This is a genomic window from Acinetobacter sp. CS-2 (assembly GCF_016599715.1).
GTDB lineage: Bacteria > Pseudomonadota > Gammaproteobacteria > Pseudomonadales > Moraxellaceae > Acinetobacter.
Genome location: NZ_CP067019.1, coordinates 1130177 through 1151893 on the forward strand (window position 1 = coordinate 1130177; position 21717 = coordinate 1151893).

Genomic DNA, 21717 nt, shown 5'->3' on the forward strand with positions numbered 1-21717 from the left:
CATACACTGAGATCAGACAGCTGAAGGGTGACATTGAAAAGGAGTAGGTGATGTCTGAGCAATTTGATACGGATGTGCTGGTAGTAGGAACAGGTCCTGCAGGGTCAACCTTGGGGCTGGCATTGGCCAATTATGGTATTAAAGTCCAGCTTTTTACCCAGTTTAGCTGGCTGGCCAACAGTCCACGTGCACATATTACCAATCAGCGGGCCATGGAAGTGTTGCGCGATCTCGGCGTAGAAGAACAGGTCAAGCAGATTGCCACGCCTTGGGAACAGATGGGGGAAAGCCTGATTACCACCAGTCTGGTTGGGGAGGAAATTGCCCGTTTAAGTGCCTGGGGTACTGGTGATGAACGGCATGGCGATTATATTAAAGGCAGTCCCTGTCCATTGGTGGATCTGATCCAGCCGAAAATGGAAGCATTGTTAGCAAAGAATGCCGCTGAACGCGGTGCGATTTATAACTTTAATACAGAATATCTGTCTCATACTCAGGATGAACACGGTGTGACGGCAACCTTTCTAAACCGGATTACCAATACCGAGTTTAGCTTACGTGCCAAATATCTGGTGGGTATGGATGGTGCACGCTCTAAAATTGTCGAGCAGTTAAATCTGCCGCTTGAAGGCATCATGGCGCGTGCCGGTACTGTGTATGTGACCTTCAAGGCGGATTTAAGCCAATATGTGCAGCATCGTCCAGCAATCCTGCAATGGATTGTCAATCCTGAAGCCAGCTTTGGTGACTTGGGTATGGGGCTGTTACGCGCCATTACCCCATGGAATGAGTGGATTATGGGTTGGGGCTTTGATATTTCCAAAGGTGAGCCGCAGGTGACTGAGGAACAGGTTCGTGCTCGCCTGAATGCCTTTGTCGGGACTGAAGTTGAAGAAGTAGAAATCCAAAAACTGTCGTATTGGTATGTCAATCAGACCTGGGCGACAGAGTATTCCAAAGGTCGTGTATTCTGTGGTGGTGATGCCGTACACCGTCATCCACCATCTAGTGGTTTAGGCTCGAATACCTGCATGCAGGATGCCTTTAACCTCGGCTGGAAACTAGCCTATGCGGTGAAAGGCTGGGCCAAAGAAAGCTTGCTGGATTCTTATACTCGTGAGCGTGCACCTGTGGGCAAGCAAATTGTGGCCCGTGCCAATCAATCCCGCTTTGACTACAAGCATCTCAAAGAAGTTTTTGGTTTTGATCATGGTGTAACAACACAGGCAGAGATGTTACAGCGAATTTTCGCTGAAGATGATGCGGGTGCTGAGATTCGTCAAAAATTATTCCAGGCGCTCGAGATTAAGCATTTCGAATTTAATGCCCAAGGGGTAGAGCTAAATCAGCGTTATGATTCAAATGCTGTGATTGCCGAGGCGACAGCGGAAACCTTTATGCAAGATTCGCAGCTTTACTTGCAGGCAACGACACGCCCGGGGGCAAAAGTGCCACATACCTGGCTGATTAATGCCAAAGGACAGAAGCAATCGACCCTGGATATCGTAGGACAGGGTCGCTTTACCTTGTTGACTGGGCTGTCTGGTACAGGCTGGAAAAATGCGGTGCATGCTATGAATTTACCCTATCTGGACGTGATTCAGATTGGTTCCCACGAATACCGCGATGTTTACGGAACCTGGAACCAGAAATCTGAAATCTATGAAGCGGGTGCGATACTGGTACGTCCGGATGGTTATGTGGCTTGGCGAATGCAAGACAAGCCTGAAGCTGACTTTGATTATGTAAAAACCTTGCAAGAGGTATTGCAGCAAATTCAGCTTGCTGTCTGACTGTAGAGATAAAAAGCCGGTTTCGACCGGCTTTTTGATGCGGGTTTACAAAGTAGATGAATGATCTGTTGAGACAGCACAGGGTTTTGTTATATTGGACAGGTAAATTTAGTGTGTATATAGATTGACAGGTATTGATTATGTCGCAGTCAGGCGCGAAGCCAAATCCCAAGAAGATGATTATTCTGATGAGCCTTGGTTTACTTATCCCGATTTTTCTGGTCTCTATGGCCTATCTGGCAGTCAGTAGCGACGAGAAAAACCAGCAAAAATATCAACAGCAGCAGGCTGAAATGCTGGAGCGGATCAAAGCCCGTGAAGCAGCTGAACAGGCTGCTTCTAAGCCCACTGTAGAGCTGTCTGAACAGCAAGCCAGCAAATAATTGAGATCGATACTGAATTCAGCCACCGCATCATACGGTGGCTTTTTTATGTCGAAATGGAATTAATTTAAAATGTCTTTTTTTAAGTTGTGGGTACTTGGAATATCAGTATAGCGATAGACCTGATAGCCTGCTTCGTTCAGCATGGCATCACGCTCGGCATCTTCCTGTTCCTTACCGAGATGGCTGGGATCATCCAGTTCAATAATTGCGACCACTTCGAGCTTTTGATTCAGTAAAACGAAGTCGGTGACTTTACGGTTAAACTTGTTGCGTATCTTAAAGTTATCATTGGTGATTAATGCACTAAAAGCAACTTGAGCCAGAATATGATGCTGTGGAAAAGCTTCTTTCAGCCGGATAAACATTTTGCTTTCAAAAGGCGTGATCACACGTTTAGGGAAAAATTTCTGCTGTGGTTTGAACAGTTGCTGAAAAACAAGGGTCAGCAAGGCAAGAGTGGCAATGCAACCAATAATAAAAAAAGTAAGTTGACTTGAATTGAACACAATAAAATCTTGATATAAGAAAAAACCCACTCTGTTGAGTGGGTTTTTAGAATTTGGCTCTCCAACCTGGGCTCGAACCAGGGACCTGCGGATTAACAGTCCGTCGCTCTACCGACTGAGCTATTGGAGAATCTGGTACGCATTCTATGTATCTCAGCTTACAGGGTCAAGAGTTTAGTGTTAAAAAAGCCATGGAAATGAATTGAATGTTTTAAAAATAAACTTATTTTTGGTTATTTAAGTGATTTTATTAAGTCTATATAGTTTTCTTTGCTTTGTAATGGGTGGGCTTGACGGCATTCGTCCAGCAATTTCATCACTTCAGCTTGGGTAAGCTCAGGTTTGAGTTGCTGCTGAATGTGTTTTAAAACCTCCGGGTTCTTTTGGACTAAATTACGGGTGCAATGAAACAGGCGTTCATACATGAGCGCGGAAGCCTGCTTTTTATTTTCAGAATTTTGACTACATTGAAAAACGGCGAACATGACAACAATCAAAATAATCCAGAAAATGAGAGATTTTAACCAGGTGGCATTCATAGCAGTTTATTAGAATATTGTTATTAGAATGAACATAACCAAATTTTAATCAGCGAACAAGAGATAGGAGAATGATCTACAATTTTAATAAAAAGTGATGACTCAAAAGTAGAGATCGTAAAAGTGCAGATTGCAGGAAATGTAAATCTGCTGAATAAAAAAAGCCCACTTCGCAATGAGTGGGCTTTTTAGAATCTTGGCTCTTCCACCTGGGCTCGAACCAGGGACCTGCGGATTAACAGTCCGTCGCTCTACCGACTGAGCTATGGAAGAATAGATGGCTCTCCAACCTGGGCTCGAACCAGGGACCTGCGGATTAACAGTCCGTCGCTCTACCGACTGAGCTATTGGAGAATCTGATGCGCATTTTAGGGATGAAAACTAAAGTCGTCAACAAGATAATGTAAAGAAATGAATTATTTGCTTTATTAATATGCGTTTGGGTCCTGAAAATAAAAAAATCACCCATAAAGGGTGATTTTTTAAGCAAAAAATAAAAAATATTTTATTTCTTATTTTTCAACGCCAGCAGCTTGACCAGCATATTTAGCATTTGCGTAATCCCAGTTTACCAAGCTTTCCAGGAAAGTTTTGATATAAGCAGGACGTGCATTGCGGAAGTCGATGTAGTAAGCATGTTCCCAAACATCAATAGTCAATACAGCAACTTTACCATGAGCAAGTGGAGTGTCAGCATTTGAAGTTTTAAGGATAGATAAGTTACCATTTACTTCATCAGCAACTAACCAAGCCCAGCCTGAACCGAATTGAGTAGTTGCAGCAGCAGCGAATTCTTCAGCAAATTTTTCATAAGAACCGAAAGCTTCATCAATTTTAGCCGCTAAAGCACCAGTCGCTTTACCACCACCATTTTTAGCCATACAGTTCCAGTAGAATGTATGGTTCCAAACTTGAGCCGCGTTGTTGAACACGCCAACTTTAGCAGCATCACCAGCAGATGCTTTAATGATTTCTTCTAAAGTTTTGCCTTCAAGGTCTGTACCTTTGATCAGGTTATTCAAGTTTACAACGTAAGTGTTGTGGTGTTTGTCGTGATGGTATTCTAAAGTTTCTTTGCTGATGTGCGGAGCAAGATCTTCGTAACCGTATGGAAGTGCCGGTAAAGTAATCGTTGTCATGTCTTCAATTCCTTGCATTTTGCTGGGTTTTAACATTAAGTCGCTTTATTGTAATAGATTCTTGAGGAAAATTGCGCATTGCTTATAAATAACAATACAGAATAAAGCCTCAATTTATACGTATAAAGAAAATGTTAAACCGTCATTAAATTAAATCGGATTGTTTAATTCGAAGTAACTATACTCAATATCGAACTGTTCTGAAATAGCTTTTGCTAGACGTTGTACTCCATAACGTTCGGTGGCATGATGCCCGCAGGCATAGTAGTGCACATTCAGTTCTTTGGCCTCATAAAAAGTCCGTTCACTGACCTCACCGGAAATGTAGGCATCACAGTTTTGCTCCGCCGCTTTGTCAATAAAATCCTGAGCGCCACCGGTACAATAAGCCACTTTCTGAATGCTGGTTTTTTCTGCGGGAAGATGGATGGCATTAAAATTTAAACGTTCAGATACATACTGTTTAAAGTCTTCAGCAGACATGGCATTTTTTAAATAACCAATATTGCCAATCGGGTTGCGTTCAGCTGGATCTAAAGCTTCAATATTTTCTAATGCTAACATCTCGGCAATCGCGGCATTATTACCTAAAGTAGGGTGACTATCTAAAGGTAAGTGATAGCCAACCAGTGAGATATCATACTGAATCAGGCTTTTAATACGTTTACCGCGCATACCTGTAATCGGGTAGGGTTCACCTTTCCAGAAATAACCATGATGAACCAGCAGTAAATCGGCACCTTGTTTAATTGCAGCCTCAATCGCATCCTGAGATGCCGTAACAGCACACAAAATTTTGCTAATCTCCGGTTTGCCTTCTATTTGCAAGCCATTTGGTGCATAGTCTTTAAATTCGTGTGATTTCAGGGTTTGATCACACCACTGAATAATCTCGCTGAGCTTTGCCATAAATTTCTCAAAAGCCTTAATATTGAATATCATCAAAACATATTTTGAATTGTAACTAAAGCAGCACAAAACTCTGAATTATTTTTAAGTTTCCTGCTGTATTTCATTTTACAATGACCAATAAATTACTTAGTCATCAACGAATTAAAATATTGTTAGAGGAAATTACCGTGCGCCGCACCTTTTCATGGTTACCTTGGGTTTTACTTGTTTTAGTCACTCTCGGTTTTCTTGTCTGGCAACATTCTCAGAAGCCGCAAGCCCCTGTTGCATCTGACGGTATAAAAATGCCAAGAGAAAAAGTCGAGCCTTTAGTTAATACCAACAGGGCGGGTGCAGTCGAATCTTACAGTAATGCCGTGAAAGTGGCGGCTCCTGCGGTGGTAAATATTTTCACTACCCAGAAAGTGAATAAAGCAGAGCACCCTTTGTTAAATGACCCTGCATTTCGCGAGTTTTTTGGTGATCAGGTTCCTGAACAGTTTGATCAGGAGCAAAATGAAAACAGTCTGGGGTCGGGTGTGATTGTACGTTCAGATGGCTATATCTTGACCAACAATCATGTAATTGCTCAGGCTGAACAGATTGTGGTGGGTCTGAATGATGGACGCCGTGCAGTCGCTAAAGTGATTGGCACAGACCCGGATTCCGATCTGGCGGTGATTAAGATTGAGCTGGATAAACTGCCAGTTTTGCCTTTTAAGCTCAGCGGCAATGAAGTTGGGGATGTGGTGCTTGCCATTGGTAACCCATTCGGTGTGGGACAAACGGTCACTCAAGGGATTATTTCTGCCACCAACCGTTCAGATTTGGGCATTAATACTTATGAAGACTTCATTCAAACCGATGCAGCCATTAATCCGGGGAACTCGGGTGGGGCACTGATTGATGTGGCGGGTAATCTGATTGGTGTGAATACGGCTATTTTCTCGCAATCCGGTGGTTCATTGGGGATCGGTTTTGCCATTCCTGCAAAAGTGTGTCAGCAAATTCTCAATTCAATTCTGAAAGACGGTCGTGTAGTTCGCGGCTGGTTGGGCATTAGCCTCATGCCAGTACAACAGGACAATATTCTTGAACCTAAGCAAACTGGCGTAGTCGTTGCTGACGTACTTCCTCGTGGTCCTGCAGCCAAGGCGGGAATTAAAAAGGGTGATAAAATTATCCAGGTCAATGGTGAACCGATCACTTCTGCTTCCCATTTGATTAATTATGTAGCCTTGCAAGCACCGAATAGCACCATTAAAGTTGAAGTGGTGCGAGATGAGCAGCCATTAACCCTGAATGTGGTGGTGACTGAACGTAAAGCACAGAATAATAATTCACAATATATTCCTTTACCTCAACAATAAAAACAATCCTGCTATTGATCCACGTTGAGGTGAGTGAACACAGAAAAAGCGCATTTCGGTGCGCTTTTTTTTATGGCCTGGCTTAGGATTTATCTGATGATTAGATAATTATAGATTATTTAGGTAATAAAAAAGCCCGCTTTAGTGCTGCGGGCTTTTTCGTATTTGGCTCTCCAACCTGGGCTCGAACCAGGGACCTGCGGATTAACAGTCCGTCGCTCTACCGACTGAGCTATTGGAGAATCTGCATGCGATTATAAGCAGATTTTACAGGGGGTCAAGCTAAAAGTGTCATGATTCCTTAATTTTTATGCCGTATGCTTTTTATTTAAACAACTCAATTAAAAATCCTAAAAAAAATTGCACAGCCAAAACTGGCTTGTTAGATTAAATGCATAACAGAGCGTTTGAATGCAAATTCAAACAGTGTGGATTTAAACCAACTTGCCAGCACTAAAATGGCTAAACAGGAGAAAGCGAATGCATACGCTGACGATTGCCGAAATTTTTTCAAATTTATCTTTTTATCAAGACAACTACCTTTCTATTATTCAAGACCCGCAGCGCTATCAGACCGCTGTTGAGGATGCTTATATCCAGGTCTGGCCTGTCGGAACTCAAGTCTTATATCTGGGTGACTTGTTGCAGCTTTGGTTTAGCGATAAATGGTTGATTAATTCACCTTGTCAATTGCTGCTGGATAGTTATTCCAATGGTCGTAAGCAACCTTTGCAGCGTGATGATGATCTGTATTTGTATCAGTTGAATGGTAGTGCTTTATCTGGACGCAATAATTCTAAAGTATGGTCGGTGTCGGAACAGAAAAAACTATCTGTATCACTCGATAGCGTATTTAAGTATTTATGTATTTATAAAGGCACTTCACGTCCGGAAGTGGCTTTATCTGCTCTAACAAAATCATTTAAATCGGCCGTTTAATCATGTACTCGCACAAGAGCTTAGTAAATGACTTAAGCTCTAAGTGCGGCATATTGTCTATTAACGAATAATCATACATGTTGCAGTGGCGTCGGCTTAAAGTTTGATTTCTTTATCTACAATTTTACCTTCAGTAATCTCCAGGTTTTATGGATATTGATGATGGTTCCTGTGGCAACCAGTTGTTGATCTTGAGTAATAGGGCAGTACATTTTTATATTTAAATTGATGATGCCATAATCTGCACCTGTTTCCAGCATACTGTGGGCGGCATAGCCTGTGTGACGGAATCCAAAACGGTGGCAGTAAAACTGACATGTACGCCCCCTAAAGGGTTTAAATGACGGTTATCCGCTTTCACTTGGAAATGAATCGTGCCTTCCGAAACTTCATAAGGCTGCATGGGAACGGTTTCACTCATTGAGGGTGCTGCAATTCGGCCATTACACATGGCTTGTAAAAGTTGCAATCCAGTCATTTCTTTGGGATTCATTGTTATTATTTCCTTATTGATTTATAAGTTCCAAAAAGGAACTTGATTTTAAATTAGCGGTGTTGATCAAAACCGTCAAGAAATATGCAGCAGGTCTTAGGGAAATAAAATTTATTGAATGAGCAAAAGAATAGAAAATTATTAAAACATAAAACTAAGCGTACTATCTCTCATGCTATAAAAAGTTGCCAAAGGATAAGTCGAGAGTCACTTGCAGTAGTTTGTAAAGATTGAATGTTGATCATCAAGTGCGTGTGGATCATTGTTATGTATCTCCAGAATTTTGCTCATGTGTATTTTTTATAAATTGAATCAGCAAATCTCTATGGATTTAAAAAGCTAGATTGGCTATATCTAAAGCAGGTTGTTGATAGGGATGCTCAACCATGCTGTTTAAAATCATGATTGCCATGCTGGCTTTTGCTGCCAATTCAGTTTTATGCCGTTTGGCATTGGCAGGCCAGCAAATCGACCCGATGAGTTTCAGCTTGATTCGTGTCTGTAGTGGAGCCATCGTTTTATTGGTGCTTTACCTGTTTTCTGCACAAAAAGCCAAAATTGAGTGGAGTGTTAAAAACGGTTTTTTTCTGGCGCTGTATATAGTCGCTTTTTCACTGGCTTATTTACATATAGATGCCGGTGTCGGGGCATTGCTGTTATTTGGCACTGTACAGCTCAGTATGGTCGGTTATGGTCTATGTCATGGTGAAAAAATCAATCTGCGCCGTGGTGCCGGGTTGTGTATTGCCATTATTGGCATTTTCATTCTCTTGCTTCCGGGTGCAGATGCTCCAAATTTGGTTTATGCAGCCATTATGGTGCTTTCAGGAATAGGCTGGGCAGTGTACAGCATTGCGGGCAAAAATATGCAAAACCCCTTGGCCAGTACATTGGCTAATTTTGTCATGGCGATTCCTTTTGTCTTGCTAGCTTACGCTGCGTTTTATGCACACAGCTTTACACAGCCTCAAGGTGTCCTTTTGGCAGTGCTGTCAGGCGGTTTGGCCTCAAGTGGTGCCTATGTGTTGTGGTATGTCATTGTGAAACAGATTGACCGTGTGACGGCCAGCAGTGTGCAGCTCTCTGTGCCGTGTTTGGCGATAATGGGTGGCGCGCTGTTTATTGGTGAGACTTTAAGCTGGCGGATGATCATGTCTGCCATCATTATTTTAGCTGGAATTGCCTTGGTGATGAGAACTATGCCTGATCAGAAGCATGCGCAAAGCACATTGAAATAATTAAAATGTGTTTAAAGCAGAATTACTCTGGATATTTTTTGGGTTTAAAAAGATCAATCCTGAGATTAAAAAAACCCGCGAAAATCGCGGGTTTTTTCTTACTTTAGAAAAAGCAGATTATTTTTCAGCAGCAATTGAAGCAATCGCAGCGTCAACGCCTTCGATTGAATCAGCAGCTTTCTTGATACGTGCAAGCGCATCTACCAGTACTTCGTCAGCAGTCGCATAAGAAATACGCATGTAACCGCCTAGACCGAATGCATCACCAGGAACAACGGCAACACCAGTTTCTTCCAGTAACCATGCAGAGAATTCTGTGCAAGATTTTAAACCTTTGGCACGAATTAACGGACGGATGTTGGCATAAGCATAGAATGCACCGTCAGCAGGCAGGCAAGTAATACCATTGATGTCGTTCAAGCCTTTCACAACCAGGTCGTGACGACGTTTGAAAGCTTCAACCATTGGCTCAAGAACGTCTTGAGGACCGTTCAATGCAGCTTCGGCAGCAACTTGTGAAATAGAAGTCGGGTTAGAAGTGGATTGAGACTGGATTTTTTTCATCGCACCAATCAGTTTAGCAGGGCCCGCTGCATAGCCAATACGCCAGCCAGTCATTGCATAAGCTTTAGATACGCCGTTAAGCACGATTACGCGGTCGTAAAGGTCTGGAGCAACAGTTGCGATGTTGTAGAATTCGTCGTCCCAACGGATTGGTTCGTACATGTCATCAGAAGCCACGAGAACTTCTGGGTATTTACGAAGAACTTCAGCCAAAGCTTCAAGTTCAGCTTTGGTGTAGATCATACCAGTCGGGTTAGATGGGCTGTTCAATACCACTAAACGGGTTTTGTCAGTAATAGCAGCTTCTAATTGAGCAGGTGTGATTTTGAAACGTTGTTCTTCACCACATTTCACTACAACAGGCACGCCTTCAGCAATGAGTACCATGTCTGGATAGCTTACCCAGTATGGCGCAGGGATGATCACTTCATCACCTTTATTTAACAAAGCAAGTGCCAAGTTAAAGAATGACTGTTTACCACCGCAAGAAACCAGAATCTGGTTTGCTGCATAGTCAAGATTATTATCACGTTTTAATTTCGCAATAATTGCTTTTTTAAGACCTGGAGTACCGTCAACAGCGGTGTATTTGGTGAAACCGTTGTTAATAGCTGCAATTGCTGCATCTTTGATGTGTTGTGGGGTGTCAAAATCTGGTTCACCTGCACCCAAACCAATTACGTTTTTACCAGCAGCTTTAAGTTCGGCAGCTTTGTTGGTAACAGCAAGTGTAGGGGACGGTTTGATGGCATTTACACGATCAGAGAGACGTACGTCCACGGCAGTATTCCTTCTTATAGGGATTAAAAAATAAAAAAGCACACTATCTTAGCTTAAATTGCGCCAAAAAGGGGAGGTCGAATATAGCAATATTGGAAAAAAGTATTTAATCCGGTTGAATCAGCTGAGCATTAACAATTAATAATTAAATATTTAGTCTGAATAAAAGGCCTGAGAATGACTAAAAAATGGCGGTAAAAGTGATAATTAAATGTGAATGACTAAGTGAAAAAGAACACTACAATTAGATGGTGCACTATTTAATTGTAGTGTGTGGAGTGTTAGCAAGTTGTCACAAAAACTAAACATCAATAAGCATAATTCAGATCGGTATAATCATTTAAGGATTTTTGCAGATGGGTATTAATGAACTCATGTACATCAGCAGTGGTCATCGGTTGCCCCTGTTTGGTAATGACATGTTCAATCGGTTGTTGACCTTGAGCAGTAATTGTATAAACAAAATTACGCGTCACTTTATAACCTGCTTCTTCTTTAAGAATGCAAGTCACATAGCGGTACTGATGCTCGAAATTCAAATCGGTATGTGAAAACACAAACTGATCAAACAGTTTCATTTTTTGACCGTTAGTCAAAGCTTTGAGTTCATCCACAATGCTGGCACTAAATTTCATGCCGTAACGTTCAGAGATAGGCTTGTGATCAATCAGTAGTGAAACTGTATCATCATCATTTTGGGTTATGGTGACATTGCTAAAATCGGACATGAAAAATCCCTGTGTTAAATTGAACTGTGCTGCAGTATGTGGAAAATAAAGTGAAAATCAATTGAGTGTGGTACAGATTTTTAGCAAAACGTTCAAATAAAGACCACTTTAAATAAAAATGGCTACAAAAACAGTAGCCATTTAAATTAATTTGAAATGAACTTATTGATTAAAGCGGGACAGGTCTTCTTCAGGACGGGCAGTCAATACTTCAACACCGGTTTTTGTCACTAAAAGGGTGTGTTCATATTGTGCGGACAAGCTATGATCTTTGGTCACCACCGTCCATTTGTCACCTAAGATTTTGGTTTTCCAGTCGCCAGCGTTTACCATCGGTTCAATGGTAAAGGTCATGCCTTCTTCAAGCACCATACCGGTATTGGGTTGACCATAATGCAAAACTTGCGGTTCGTCGTGGAATACGGTGCCAATACCATGACCACAATATTCACGTACGACGCCAAAGCGTTCTGATTCAACATATTTCTGGATGGCATTGCCAATATCACCAATGGTAGAACCTGGTTTTACCGTCGCAATACCGAGGTACATGGCTTCTTGAGCCACTTTGCATAAACGATCGGCAAGAATTGAAGTTTCACTGCCGACGATATACATCATATTGGTGTCGCCGTGATAGCCGTCTTTAATGACAGTGACATCAATATTCAGAATATCGCCTTTTTTCAGGATTTTGCTTGCAGATGGAATGCCGTGACACACTACGTGGTTGACGGAAGTACAAATGACATGCTGGAATGCCGGGCGGCCAGGTGCTGCACCATAACCAAGACAGGCAGGAATGGCATCCTGTTTATTGACGATATAATCGTGGCAGATGGTATCCAGTTCGAGTGTAGAAACACCCGGTTTGATATGCGGTTTGATCATATCCAAAACTTCAGCCGCCAGTCGACCCGCCACACGCATTTTTTCAATTTCTTCAGGGGTTTTAATGAGTCGACGGGGAGCTTCGTAAGTACTGTTCATGATCTTTAAAAACTTTTGGAAATTTGTGTGTGACTATGGTATAAATAGCCGCCCATTTTATCAAATGCTTTTTCGTGAATAAATTTCACGGGCTTTGTGCGATGGGGCAATAAAATCCGCACATATATCGACACATTTCTCTGGGTGCCCTTAAGGGTGGAGAATGCGGATATATGGAGGCCTAACCCAAACTTTAAGGTAAAGAAAATGGCAGATTACAACGTAAGCATGCGCGACCTTCTTCAAGCAGGCGCTCACTTCGGTCACCAAACTCGTTTCTGGAACCCAAAGATGCGCGAATACATCTTTGGTGCGCGTAACAAAATTCACATCATCAACCTTGAGCACACTGTTCCTGCGTTAAATGATGCTTTGAACTTTGTTAACAATCTTGCAAGCAAAAAGAACAAAGTATTGTTTGTTGGTACTAAACGTGCTGCTTCTAACATCATTCGTGAACAAGCTCAACGCGCTGGTCAACCATATGTAGACCACCGCTGGTTAGGTGGTATGTTGACGAACTGGAAAACACTTCGCCAATCTATCAACCGTTTAAAAGATCTTCAAACTCAATCTACTGACGGTACTTTTGCTAAACTTACTAAACGTGAAGCTTTAGAACGTACTCGTGAAATGGAAAAACTTGAACGTGCTTTAGGCGGCGTTAAAAACATGGGTGGTTTACCTGACGCATTATTCGTAATTGACGTTGACCACGAATCAATCGCGATTAAAGAAGCTAAAAACTTGGGTATTCCTGTAATCGGTATCGTTGATACAAACTCTAACCCAGACAACGTAGATTACGTTATTCCTGGTAACGACGATGCGATCCGTGCGGTTACACTTTACGCTTCTGCTATGGCTGATGCTATCCTTGCTGGTAAAGAGTACGCTCAATCACAAGCAAATGCTCAAGCTAAAGGCGAAGAAGCTGCTAAAGAAGCTCCAGAGGCTTAATGCGTTTTGACGCAGAATTGTCATTTTTGCGACATGTAACCGTGGCAAATTAAGCGTCAAGAAAGCGAAACGGTCCAGAGAACACTTTGGGCCGTTTTTGTTGAACAGATTCATTTTTCTACCGTATTTAGGAGAATAACATGACTGCAGTTACTGCGAGCATGGTAAAAGAATTGCGTGACCGTACTGGTTTAGCAATGATGGAATGTAAAAAAGCATTAACAGAAGCGAACGGTGACATCGAATTAGCGATTGATAACCTTCGTAAATCTGGTCAAGCAAAAGCAGCTAAAAAAGCTGGCAACATTGCTGCTGATGGTGCAATCACTATCGTTCAAGAAGGCAATAAAGCTATTCTTGTAGAAGTAAACTGCCAAACTGACTTCGTTGCTAAAGACGAAAACTTTGCTGGTTTCTCGACTAAAGTTGCTGCTGCTGCGCTTGCTGCAAACGAAACTGATGCTGCTAAAATTGCTGAATTGAAACTTGAAGATGGTTCAACTGTTGAAGAAGCGCGTATTGCTCTTGTTCAAAAAATTGGTGAAAACATCCAAGTACGTCGTGCGAAAATTGTGGAAGGCGAAAACCTTGCAGTTTACAAACACGGTTTAAAAATTGGTGTTGTTGTATCTTACAATGGTGATGCTGCTACTGGTAAAGGTATTGCGATGCACGTTGCTGCGTTCAACCCGGTTGCTGTAACTGCGGAAGGCGTATCTGCTGATCTTATCGCTAAAGAAAAAGAAATTGCTGAAGCGAAAGCATTGGAATCTGGTAAACCTGCAAACATCGTTGAAAAAATGGTAACTGGTTCAGTTGAAAAATACTTGAACGAAGTTGTTCTTGAGCGTCAAATGTACGTAATCGACAACGACAAGAAAGTTGCTGATGTTCTTAAATCAACTGCGACTACAGTTGCTCAATTCGTTCGCTTTGAAGTGGGTGAAGGTATTGAGAAAAAAGCTGAACTTTCTTTCGCTGAAGAAGTTGCTGCTGCTCAAGCTGCTGCAAAATAATTTCTGATTATTTGCATAAAAAAAGCCCCGTTTGGGGCTTTTTTTATGCAAAGTTTAAAATTGTGAGAGAGCAATAAAGATGGCGAATAAAGCCCAGATGGGCATCGATGCCATTATTCTTGTTTTAGTTGCTGTCTATTTTTGTATTGATTTACAACAACGGCAAAATCCTTTAAATCAATTACTCAGCAATTCAAAAGCACATACTGAAATTTTATCGAAATCACAATTTCAGAAAGCCTCTCTAGATTCGAAAGCATCAAATTTTCAAATTCCAAATGATGATGCAAAAATTCAACAGGCCTTTCAAACACAAAAAACAATATACAGGTCCAGTCAAGCGGAACAGTCAAAGTGGTTTTAGTGGATGATAACAACGGCTCACGTCATCAAAAGTTTATTCTACAATTGCAGAATGGCCTAACCGTGTTAGTGGCTCATAATATCGATTTAAGTTCCCGCATTGATGGATTGAAAAAGGGAGATACGGTCGGGTTCTATGAAGAATATGAGTACTCTGAAAAAGGTGGGTTAATTCACTGGATTACTCACGCTCCACAGTAATGATATGCGGAAGGATGGTTGAAATAGAAAGGGAGAATCTATCAATAAAGGTTCTTTAGAAGGCTAAAACGATAATTACTCTTAAATTGCGTTGTTTTGCGATTTTTGGCGGGTTTAAAATTTTGGTGGTGGTTTTATTGTGTAGGCATTCATGCACCATACGCGGCCAATCAGGAGGAACTGGAGATATTTAAACACGGAAGGCTTTTTTCTCTCGACTTTATGGCTATAAAGTTGTCCGATTCAGGCTAAAATGAAAAGCGCAATATAAAATCCTGCTCCTAGAGGCAAAATAAAAATCAGCCACGCCATGATTAGAATGATATTAGCCATTGCAACAGCAAGGACTAAGTTTAGTCGTGTAAAAAACCAAGCTTAAAACCAAAATTAAGGCGGTGATTAACGCACTGAAATGAGCAAGAGCAATGATCGAAAATAAAATAGCGAGCACATAAGCTCAGTGAATGCCTTTGTTAATTTTGTTCTGATGGTTTTCTCTATATTCATTCAGCCATTCTGTTATAGCTTTCCTTGTTTACTCCGGCTTTTTGTTGATGAACATCCATCAATCCATGCTTTATTCTTGTAAAGATAAAATATAAACCAGACAGCAGTCCTCACATGAGCGGCTTAGTAATATTTGTTTCTAAAGGATGGGTGATGTTGGGGTCTAGTGAACAAGATTGAGGAGATGGGTACTTTTGGTCAGGCATTAAAAAAGCCACAAGAAGTGGCTTTTGTGTCAAATGTATCAGGAGTCTGGCAAGCTCTTATGAATTTGGACCATCCACACGTTCGATGTTTACTTTTGCACTACCTGCATTAGTAATACCAAGTTGTTTTGCAGCACCATAAGATAAGTCTAGAACACGGTTACCATGGAATGGACCACGGTCGTTCACTTTTACCACTACGCTCTTACCATTGTTTTTATTGGTTACGCGAATATAGCAGTTCAATGGCAGGCTACGGTGAGCTGCAGTTAAACCATTCATATCGAAAGTTTCACCACTTGCAGTTTTACGGCCATGGAACTGACGACCGTACCAAGAAGCTGCACCAGTTTGGCTAAATTTACGTACTGTATTCGATGCAACAGTATTTAGCTTTTCAATCACTGAAGGCTCGTCTGTAGGGATTTCAATTTTTGCTGCAATCGTTTGGCGACGAATTTTATCACCAGAACGTTCAGCGATTGAAAGACTATTTAAATTTGAAAAGTGAGAGTTAAAATTCTGAGCATCTTTATTTAATACACGCGTGGCCAAGCGGGAGTTGTCACTATCGGTATTAAATGATGACTGCACCAATTCTGCTTGAGACTGACTCAGGGCAAAGGTGGTGGTTAAGGCTAAAATATACTTTATCGAGGAATGCATTATTAAACTCCTAAAGACTGCTCTTTTATCTCAATTAAGCGATTGAAATAAAAGCGATCAAGTCTGTTAATTCTCTTTTGCAACTACATTTGACGAGATGGATAATATTCATGCCAAGCTAAAGCTGTCTACTTTTTAATTAAAATAATTACAAAAAGTACAGAAAAGCATCGTTTTTCGATTAAAATTTAATCAATATTGTAACATAATATTTAAAATGCCCGTTTTATGAACAATTTAGTAAAAATAAATCTTGACTTTGGTGTTGTTTGGTAAAAATCAGTCTTAACGACTGACGATTTCGTTACCTAATTGCCATACCGCTGTAGCATACATGCGACTCTTATTGTAGGTCGTAATGACCTGAAAATTTGGATAGGTAATATAATAAATCGGGCCATAACTATCTTGAAGTTGAATAATATTTACCATATCCAGATCATCAATTTGTACAATCGGATTGATCGGGGTGATGCCTTGATTTTTTAAAGCGCCATATGGTGTTGGCTGTTCCAAATCTTTTGCAATAATTGAGTCTGGATTATTCCCTGTATAGCGGGCAGCAAAGCCGATGGGTTGATTGCGTTGCCATCCATGTTGTGCCAAGTAGTTGGCAATAGAACCAATAGCATCTACGGCAGAATTTCTTAAGTCAATATGTCCATTGCCATCATAGTCCACGCCCATTTTGCTAATGTTGCTCGGCATGAATTGAGGATAACCAATCGCTCCAGCATAAGAGCCAACGACTGAGCTGGCAGGTACTCCATCTTTATAGGTCCATGCAATCAGTGCCGCGAGCTCATCCTGGAAATACTGGGCACGTCGCTCATAGCCGAAGCCTAAGGTTGCCAGGGCATCACGGGTAATGAAATTACCCTTATTGGCACCAAAACCGGTTTCTACCCCTAAAATCCCTAAAATGATCGATTGCGGTACACCAAACTGCTGTTCAGCGCGGTTTAAAGTGTCGGCATATTGAGTTTTGAAACGTACCCCACGCTGAATGGTGCTTTCCGCCATAAAATTGGTTTTATATTCATACCAGGGTTTACTTTCACCAGGGCGGTTCATGATATTGATGATATTAGGCAGGTTTTTTGAGCCATTCATGGCCCAATCGACCTGTTCTGCACTCAAGCTATAAGTTTGCATGGTCTTTTGTTTAAAGCTGTTATATGCGGGGTGATTATAAAAATCGTTAGCTTGACAGAAACTGGTGATGGAAAGTGCACCGAGAAGTAAAGGAAGACGTTTAATGCTGTTATAAAAGTTGATACTTAACATATTACTCAAAGTTCCAAAAACATAATCAGTGTGTGTAAATTGACATCACGACGCTAAAAGACGGTATTACAAATATAGTGACCAAAAATCCATTTCATGAAAGATAACGGAATTTTTCAAGTGGTTAAGATAGCATTGACCAGGGCTCTATCTACAAGTCCATATACAAAAAAAGACAAAGAACGTTATTTGTTGCATAAATCCATGTATTTGATGCCAGTTCTTTGAACTGTACTGTGTATACTCAGCAGAAGAACTGCAAATTAAAGTTCAGTCTGCTTGAGCTGATCCAGCCCGGTTCTTTATATTGTTTGCAATGATACGTTTTATATAAGCCCAGAATATGAAATTTAGTCGTGATTTTGCATTATAAGGAGGTGTTTGTCTGAAAAAACATCAGAACATTGTATCTGGTTGGATGGATGCTTAATTGTAATAAATCATCTAATATTTACCGGTCAGGTAAAAATATGTTCTGTTATGGCTTCTTTGTATCAGATCGCTAAAAAAGTCTATTTGAAAACAAAATTTCGAAGAATTCCTGCTTTTTTATCTCTTATTCAAGCATACGAGAATCTGCTTGCTAGACAACCATCTTACAAGTTCATAAATTGAAATTTTTCTTGATGATTGTTGCTATAAAAACGTGAAAGAGATAAAAACTTAAGCCCTAAAATAGTAAAAAAGTGAATTCAGCAGGGTTTGATTTTGCTCAATGCTTTATATTGAAATTATTTGCATAAATGATGGAGGGATAGATCATAAAGCCTTTTCTGAAATTTATATAATACCCAGTACATCTATAAATTTGATCAAGACAAATACCCACAAAGACAGTAGTGCTGCACTTATGGTTTGGGAATAAAATTTTGCAATAAAAAACCTGGCGATTGCCAGGTTTTAGATCATGTTAAATGTGCTCAAGCATGAAATAAGGTATCGTGATATTCAGCCAGTACCAATAACTCACCTTTAGTTAGATGCGGAATGATTTTTTCCACAGCAATATGTACGGCTTTAATCACTGCAGCAGAACCCAGATCGGCAGCTTTACGCTTGATCATGCCTAAATCTAGGGTCTTATTAAAGTCATTCATGAAATGACGCACGGTCGCTTCAGCAAACTGCTTATAAAGTTCAGTTAAGGCTGCTTTATTTACCTCATTGCCTGCTTTAATTTCCGCATAACTATTTTTAAGATTGGTCACCAGACTGGCATCTAATGGTTCACCTACACGGAAATTGCCATCGGCATCTTTAAACAGGCTTTTTTGTGAAAACTCAATGGATTGTTTTACTACATCATTGGAGGATTTGCTCAACAACTGTTTCAATAAAACTGCAACGGTTGATTTGACATAACCGGCCAGTTTTTCAGCGGTATCACGTTTATCACTGGCTGGGAAACGACGCACAAGCTCAGTCAAAATAGCATCAATGATTTCATCATTGATCAGCAATGCAGTCTTGTCGCGTAAAGGGTATAGCGGTTCGCTGGAATTTTTCTTTTCCTGACCTGTTTGAATACTTGTTAATAATTCTGCAGAAGGAATAAAACCAAAAAATGGCATGTTAAACAACCTCAATATTCTTCATTTTATTGTCGCGCCAAACGAATGGGGCGAGGCATCCATGTCGCATCGGATACACGGCAAGGGTTGATGTCTAATCCGCCACGACGTGTATAAGTTGCATATACCATCAGTTTTTCCGGCGCAAGGTTTTGCCAGATGTCGGCAAACATCTGTTCCACGCATTGTTCGTGGAAACCGTTATGCTGACGGTAGGAAATAATATAAGCTAAAATACTGCGATAACAAGGTTTTTTACCCTGATAACGTATAAAAACTGTGCCCCAGTCTGGCTGGCCGGTGACTGGACAGTTACTGCGGAGTAAATGTGAATAAAGTTGTACTTCAACTTGTTCACTATTTTCTGTGTCTAATGTTAATAAACTCGCATCTGGATGGTTTTCCAGGCGTTCAGGGCTTAAATCATCAATACAGATTCCTTCAGGTTTGGAAATATCCAGATCATCTACCTGAAATAAAGTCAGCGTGACCGGTGCACCTGCCGCAGCAGATAAATCTTTTTCGACCGTTGCAATAAATGCTTCTTTTGAATCGAATTGGGTAAAGTTCATACTATTAAAGTAGAGCTTGAGAGATTTTGATTCGATCAGGTTAGGTGAAGATGCCGGTAGAGTTATACGGCCAATCGCGACTTGAGGAATGCCAGCCGCATTGAGCCAGGAAATTTCAAAAACATGCCACCAGTCTTGACCTTGCTGAATACCTTCAACATGGGCGTATTTTTCACGCGCAGTGGCACGTGAAATTGGAAACAGAATATCGGGCTGATATTCTGTTGGATAATTGGTGTCTTTACCTAAGAGAGAATGTTCTACACTCATTATTCACGCATTCCTGAACCACGAGAAAGTAAATAGTAAGCTATGCCATAAAGCGCAACACAACATAAGGTAATGACGCTCAATGAAACTGAAACATTGACATCACTATGACCTAAAATGCCGAAACGGAAGGCATTGACCATATATACGATCGGGTTAATTAAAGAGAGATTTTGCCAAAATGGACTTAAAGCACTAATGGCATAGAATACACCACCTAAATAGGTGAGTGGAGTCAGTACAAAGGTTGGAATAATTGAAATATCGTCAAAAGATTTTGCATAAACCGCATTAATCAGCCCACCGAGTGAAAATAATAATGAGGTAATTAAAACAGTATATATAGTCACAAACCAGTTGGTGATATAGAGGTCAGTAAAGAACAGGCTCATTGCAGTCACAATAATGCCAACCAACACACCTCGACAGACGCCACCAATCACATAACCCCAAAGAATCATATGCAGTGGCACAGGACTCATGATCAATTCTTCAATGCTTTTTTGAAATTTTGCACTAAAGAAACTGGAAGATACGTTGGCATAGCTATTGGTAATCACCGCCATCATAATCAGGCCAGGTACAATAAATTGCATGTAGCTAAAGCCGCCCATTGTGCCAATTCGTGAACCGACCAGATTACCAAATATCACGAAATACAAACTCATGGTAATCGCAGGGGGTAACAGGGTTTGTGGCCAAATGCGCATAAAACGACGCACTTCTTTATGCACAAGGGTATACAGCGCAACACTGAGTTGATTAAAGTTCATTGCGCAGCTCCGTCAAGATTTTTTTCAACCATTTTCACAAACAGTTCTTCTAAGCGATTCGATTTATTACGCATACTGTGCACTTGAATGCCTTGTGCTTCCAGCAGTTGGAACAGTTCATTCAAGGTATGCGCCTTGTCCATGGTCACTTCTAAGGTCACTGGATCAATTAAATTAAAACGAACGCCGATAATTTCAAGATGCAGCGGTTGAATCGGTTCGACCAGATCAAAAATAAAGGATTCTTCACTGAGCTGATTCAAGAAAGATTTCATGCTGGTATCTTCTTTAATTACACCGCGGTCGATAATGGCGATGCGACGACACAGCATTTCAGCTTCTTCTAGATAATGCGTAGTCAGAATAATTGACGTACCTTTTTCATTCATTTCGGTGAGAAAATCCCACATTGAACGGCGTAATTCAATATCTACACCGGCAGTCGGTTCATCTAAAATGAGCAGCCGAGGTTGATGCATCATGGCACGGGCGATCATCAAACGGCGTTTCATTCCGCCAGAAAGCATGCGTGCCTGTATGCCACGTTTTTCCCATAAGCCTAATTTTTCTAAATATTCTTCAGCCCGGCTTTCTGCAATTTTTTTAGGAATACCGTAATAGCCGGCTTGAGTCACCAAAATATCAAAGGTTTTTTCAAACTGACCAAAGTTGAATTCTTGCGGTACGACACCTAGGCATTGTTTGGCTTCTGAAGGGTGGGTATCCAGATTATGGCCAAAAATTTCCACTGTACCGGAGGTTTTTTGGGTCAGTGAGCTAATGATGCTGATGGTGGTTGATTTACCCGCACCATTTGGACCAAGGAGGGCATAAAACTCACCTTCAGGTACCGTTAGGTTGATTCCTTTTAGTGCTTGAAAACCGTTACGATAGGTTTTGGATACGTCCCTCAAGGTCAATGCATCAGTCATGAAATTCTCACCTGGTGAATAGTATGAGTATTGTGAG

20 protein-coding genes, 4 tRNA genes and 3 pseudogenes are annotated in these 21717 nt (G+C 41.0%); 8 read left to right on the forward strand and 19 right to left on the reverse strand.

Annotation, left to right across the window (positions count from 1 at the left end; genetic code table 11):
* The first annotated feature begins 50 nt into the window (after nucleotides 1-50).
* Both JFY49_RS05425 and JFY49_RS05430 read left to right on the forward strand, forming a co-directional pair.
* Complete coding sequence (locus JFY49_RS05425) at nucleotides 51-1793, forward strand: FAD-dependent monooxygenase (protein WP_200224295.1); 1743 nt, start codon at nucleotides 51-53, stop codon at nucleotides 1791-1793.
* A gap of 140 nt (nucleotides 1794-1933) precedes the next feature.
* Entirely contained in the window at nucleotides 1934-2176 is a 243-nt protein-coding gene (locus JFY49_RS05430; RefSeq protein ID WP_200224297.1) for a hypothetical protein, read from the forward strand.
* A gap of 62 nt (nucleotides 2177-2238) precedes the next feature.
* On the opposite strand, the gene JFY49_RS05435 is transcribed toward JFY49_RS05430, so the two are convergent.
* The 7 genes from JFY49_RS05435 to JFY49_RS05465 form a co-directional block, all read right to left on the reverse strand.
* A complete protein-coding gene (locus JFY49_RS05435) occupies nucleotides 2239-2685 on the reverse strand; it encodes a DUF2726 domain-containing protein (RefSeq protein ID WP_200224298.1) in 447 nt (148 codons plus the stop codon).
* Between the two features lie 54 nt (nucleotides 2686-2739).
* Nucleotides 2740-2815: transfer RNA gene (locus JFY49_RS05440), tRNA-Asn, on the reverse strand.
* 103 nt (nucleotides 2816-2918) lie between these two features.
* Nucleotides 2919-3224, reverse strand: coding sequence for a hypothetical protein (locus tag JFY49_RS05445; RefSeq protein WP_200224300.1), 306 nt, complete (start codon nucleotides 3222-3224; stop codon nucleotides 2919-2921).
* A 197-nt stretch (nucleotides 3225-3421) separates the two neighbouring features.
* A tRNA-Asn gene (locus JFY49_RS05450) sits at nucleotides 3422-3497 on the reverse strand.
* A 5-nt stretch (nucleotides 3498-3502) separates the two neighbouring features.
* A tRNA-Asn gene (locus JFY49_RS05455) sits at nucleotides 3503-3578 on the reverse strand.
* Nucleotides 3579-3736: 158 nt separating this feature from the next.
* The gene (locus JFY49_RS05460; RefSeq protein WP_086195136.1) at nucleotides 3737-4363 is read right to left on the reverse strand and encodes a superoxide dismutase; all 627 of its coding nucleotides are present in this window, start codon (nucleotides 4361-4363) and stop codon (nucleotides 3737-3739) included.
* A 150-nt stretch (nucleotides 4364-4513) separates the two neighbouring features.
* Complete coding sequence (locus JFY49_RS05465) at nucleotides 4514-5272, reverse strand: Nif3-like dinuclear metal center hexameric protein (RefSeq protein WP_200224308.1); 759 nt, start codon at nucleotides 5270-5272, stop codon at nucleotides 4514-4516.
* Between the two features lie 170 nt (nucleotides 5273-5442).
* Between JFY49_RS05465 and JFY49_RS05470 the strand changes: the two genes are divergently transcribed.
* Nucleotides 5443-6624 (forward strand): S1C family serine protease, encoded by a 1182-nt coding sequence (locus tag JFY49_RS05470; RefSeq protein WP_180042741.1) that lies wholly within the window; start codon nucleotides 5443-5445, stop codon nucleotides 6622-6624.
* Between the two features lie 166 nt (nucleotides 6625-6790).
* Here the strand turns inward: JFY49_RS05470 and JFY49_RS05475 are convergent.
* Nucleotides 6791-6866 (reverse strand) — tRNA-Asn (locus tag JFY49_RS05475).
* Nucleotides 6867-7104: 238 nt separating this feature from the next.
* Here JFY49_RS05475 and JFY49_RS05480 point away from each other — a divergent pair.
* Nucleotides 7105-7563: a hypothetical protein gene (locus tag JFY49_RS05480; protein ID WP_200224309.1), complete on the forward strand. Its 459-nt coding sequence runs from the start codon at nucleotides 7105-7107 to the stop codon at nucleotides 7561-7563.
* Nucleotides 7564-7659: 96 nt separating this feature from the next.
* On the opposite strand, the pseudogene JFY49_RS05485 reads toward JFY49_RS05480, so the two are convergent.
* Nucleotides 7660-8056 (reverse strand): annotated as a pseudogene (locus JFY49_RS05485) (PaaI family thioesterase).
* A gap of 386 nt (nucleotides 8057-8442) precedes the next feature.
* Here JFY49_RS05485 and JFY49_RS05490 point away from each other — a divergent pair.
* Nucleotides 8443-9294, forward strand: a complete 852-nt coding sequence (locus JFY49_RS05490; protein WP_200224311.1) for a DMT family transporter — start codon at nucleotides 8443-8445, stop codon at nucleotides 9292-9294.
* Between the two features lie 117 nt (nucleotides 9295-9411).
* Here JFY49_RS05490 and JFY49_RS05495 read toward each other — a convergent pair whose 3' ends face one another.
* The 3 genes from JFY49_RS05495 to map all read right to left on the reverse strand — a co-directional run bounded on the left by JFY49_RS05495 (nucleotide 9412) and on the right by map (nucleotide 12356).
* Nucleotides 9412-10638 carry a pyridoxal phosphate-dependent aminotransferase gene (locus tag JFY49_RS05495; protein ID WP_166170148.1) on the reverse strand — a complete coding sequence of 409 codons (1227 nt, stop codon included), beginning with the start codon at nucleotides 10636-10638 and terminating at the stop codon, nucleotides 9412-9414.
* A gap of 308 nt (nucleotides 10639-10946) precedes the next feature.
* Nucleotides 10947-11366, reverse strand: coding sequence for a hypothetical protein (locus JFY49_RS05500; RefSeq protein ID WP_200224313.1), 420 nt, complete (start codon nucleotides 11364-11366; stop codon nucleotides 10947-10949).
* Nucleotides 11367-11528: 162 nt separating this feature from the next.
* Nucleotides 11529-12356 carry a type I methionyl aminopeptidase gene (map, locus tag JFY49_RS05505; protein WP_180044554.1) on the reverse strand — a complete coding sequence of 276 codons (828 nt, stop codon included), beginning with the start codon at nucleotides 12354-12356 and terminating at the stop codon, nucleotides 11529-11531.
* 207 nt (nucleotides 12357-12563) lie between these two features.
* Between map and rpsB the strand changes: the two genes are divergently transcribed.
* The 3 genes and pseudogenes from rpsB (at nucleotide 12564) to JFY49_RS05520 (ending at nucleotide 14896) form a co-directional block, all read left to right on the forward strand.
* Nucleotides 12564-13316, forward strand: a complete 753-nt coding sequence (gene rpsB / locus JFY49_RS05510; protein WP_086175302.1) for a 30S ribosomal protein S2 — start codon at nucleotides 12564-12566, stop codon at nucleotides 13314-13316.
* 140 nt (nucleotides 13317-13456) lie between these two features.
* Nucleotides 13457-14332 carry a translation elongation factor Ts gene (gene tsf, locus JFY49_RS05515; protein ID WP_086194999.1) on the forward strand — a complete coding sequence of 292 codons (876 nt, stop codon included), beginning with the start codon at nucleotides 13457-13459 and terminating at the stop codon, nucleotides 14330-14332.
* A gap of 79 nt (nucleotides 14333-14411) precedes the next feature.
* Nucleotides 14412-14896, forward strand: a pseudogene (locus JFY49_RS05520) (DUF3465 domain-containing protein).
* 114 nt (nucleotides 14897-15010) lie between these two features.
* Here the strand turns inward: JFY49_RS05520 and JFY49_RS05525 are convergent.
* The 7 genes and pseudogenes from JFY49_RS05525 to JFY49_RS05555 form a co-directional block, all read right to left on the reverse strand.
* Nucleotides 15011-15419: pseudogene (locus JFY49_RS05525) on the reverse strand (Mpo1-like protein).
* Between the two features lie 247 nt (nucleotides 15420-15666).
* Nucleotides 15667-16275 (reverse strand): septal ring lytic transglycosylase RlpA family protein, encoded by a 609-nt coding sequence (locus tag JFY49_RS05530; RefSeq protein WP_200224315.1) that lies wholly within the window; start codon nucleotides 16273-16275, stop codon nucleotides 15667-15669.
* Nucleotides 16276-16560: 285 nt separating this feature from the next.
* Nucleotides 16561-17562 carry a lytic murein transglycosylase B gene (gene mltB, locus JFY49_RS05535; RefSeq protein ID WP_200224318.1) on the reverse strand — a complete coding sequence of 334 codons (1002 nt, stop codon included), beginning with the start codon at nucleotides 17560-17562 and terminating at the stop codon, nucleotides 16561-16563.
* Between the two features lie 920 nt (nucleotides 17563-18482).
* Nucleotides 18483-19133 (reverse strand): hypothetical protein, encoded by a 651-nt coding sequence (locus tag JFY49_RS05540; RefSeq protein ID WP_200224321.1) that lies wholly within the window; start codon nucleotides 19131-19133, stop codon nucleotides 18483-18485.
* Nucleotides 19134-19159: 26 nt separating this feature from the next.
* Nucleotides 19160-19975: an NADPH-dependent 7-cyano-7-deazaguanine reductase QueF gene (gene queF, locus JFY49_RS05545; RefSeq protein ID WP_166170156.1), complete on the reverse strand. Its 816-nt coding sequence runs from the start codon at nucleotides 19973-19975 to the stop codon at nucleotides 19160-19162.
* On the reverse strand, nucleotides 19975-20748 hold the full coding sequence (locus JFY49_RS05550; protein ID WP_131286496.1) for an ABC transporter permease: 774 nt from the start codon (nucleotides 20746-20748) through the stop codon (nucleotides 19975-19977). Before JFY49_RS05550 ends, queF begins: the two co-directional genes overlap by 1 nt.
* Nucleotides 20745-21680, reverse strand: coding sequence for an ABC transporter ATP-binding protein (locus tag JFY49_RS05555; RefSeq protein WP_200224324.1), 936 nt, complete (start codon nucleotides 21678-21680; stop codon nucleotides 20745-20747). Before JFY49_RS05555 ends, JFY49_RS05550 begins: the two co-directional genes overlap by 4 nt.
* Nucleotides 21681-21717 lie beyond the last annotated feature (37 nt).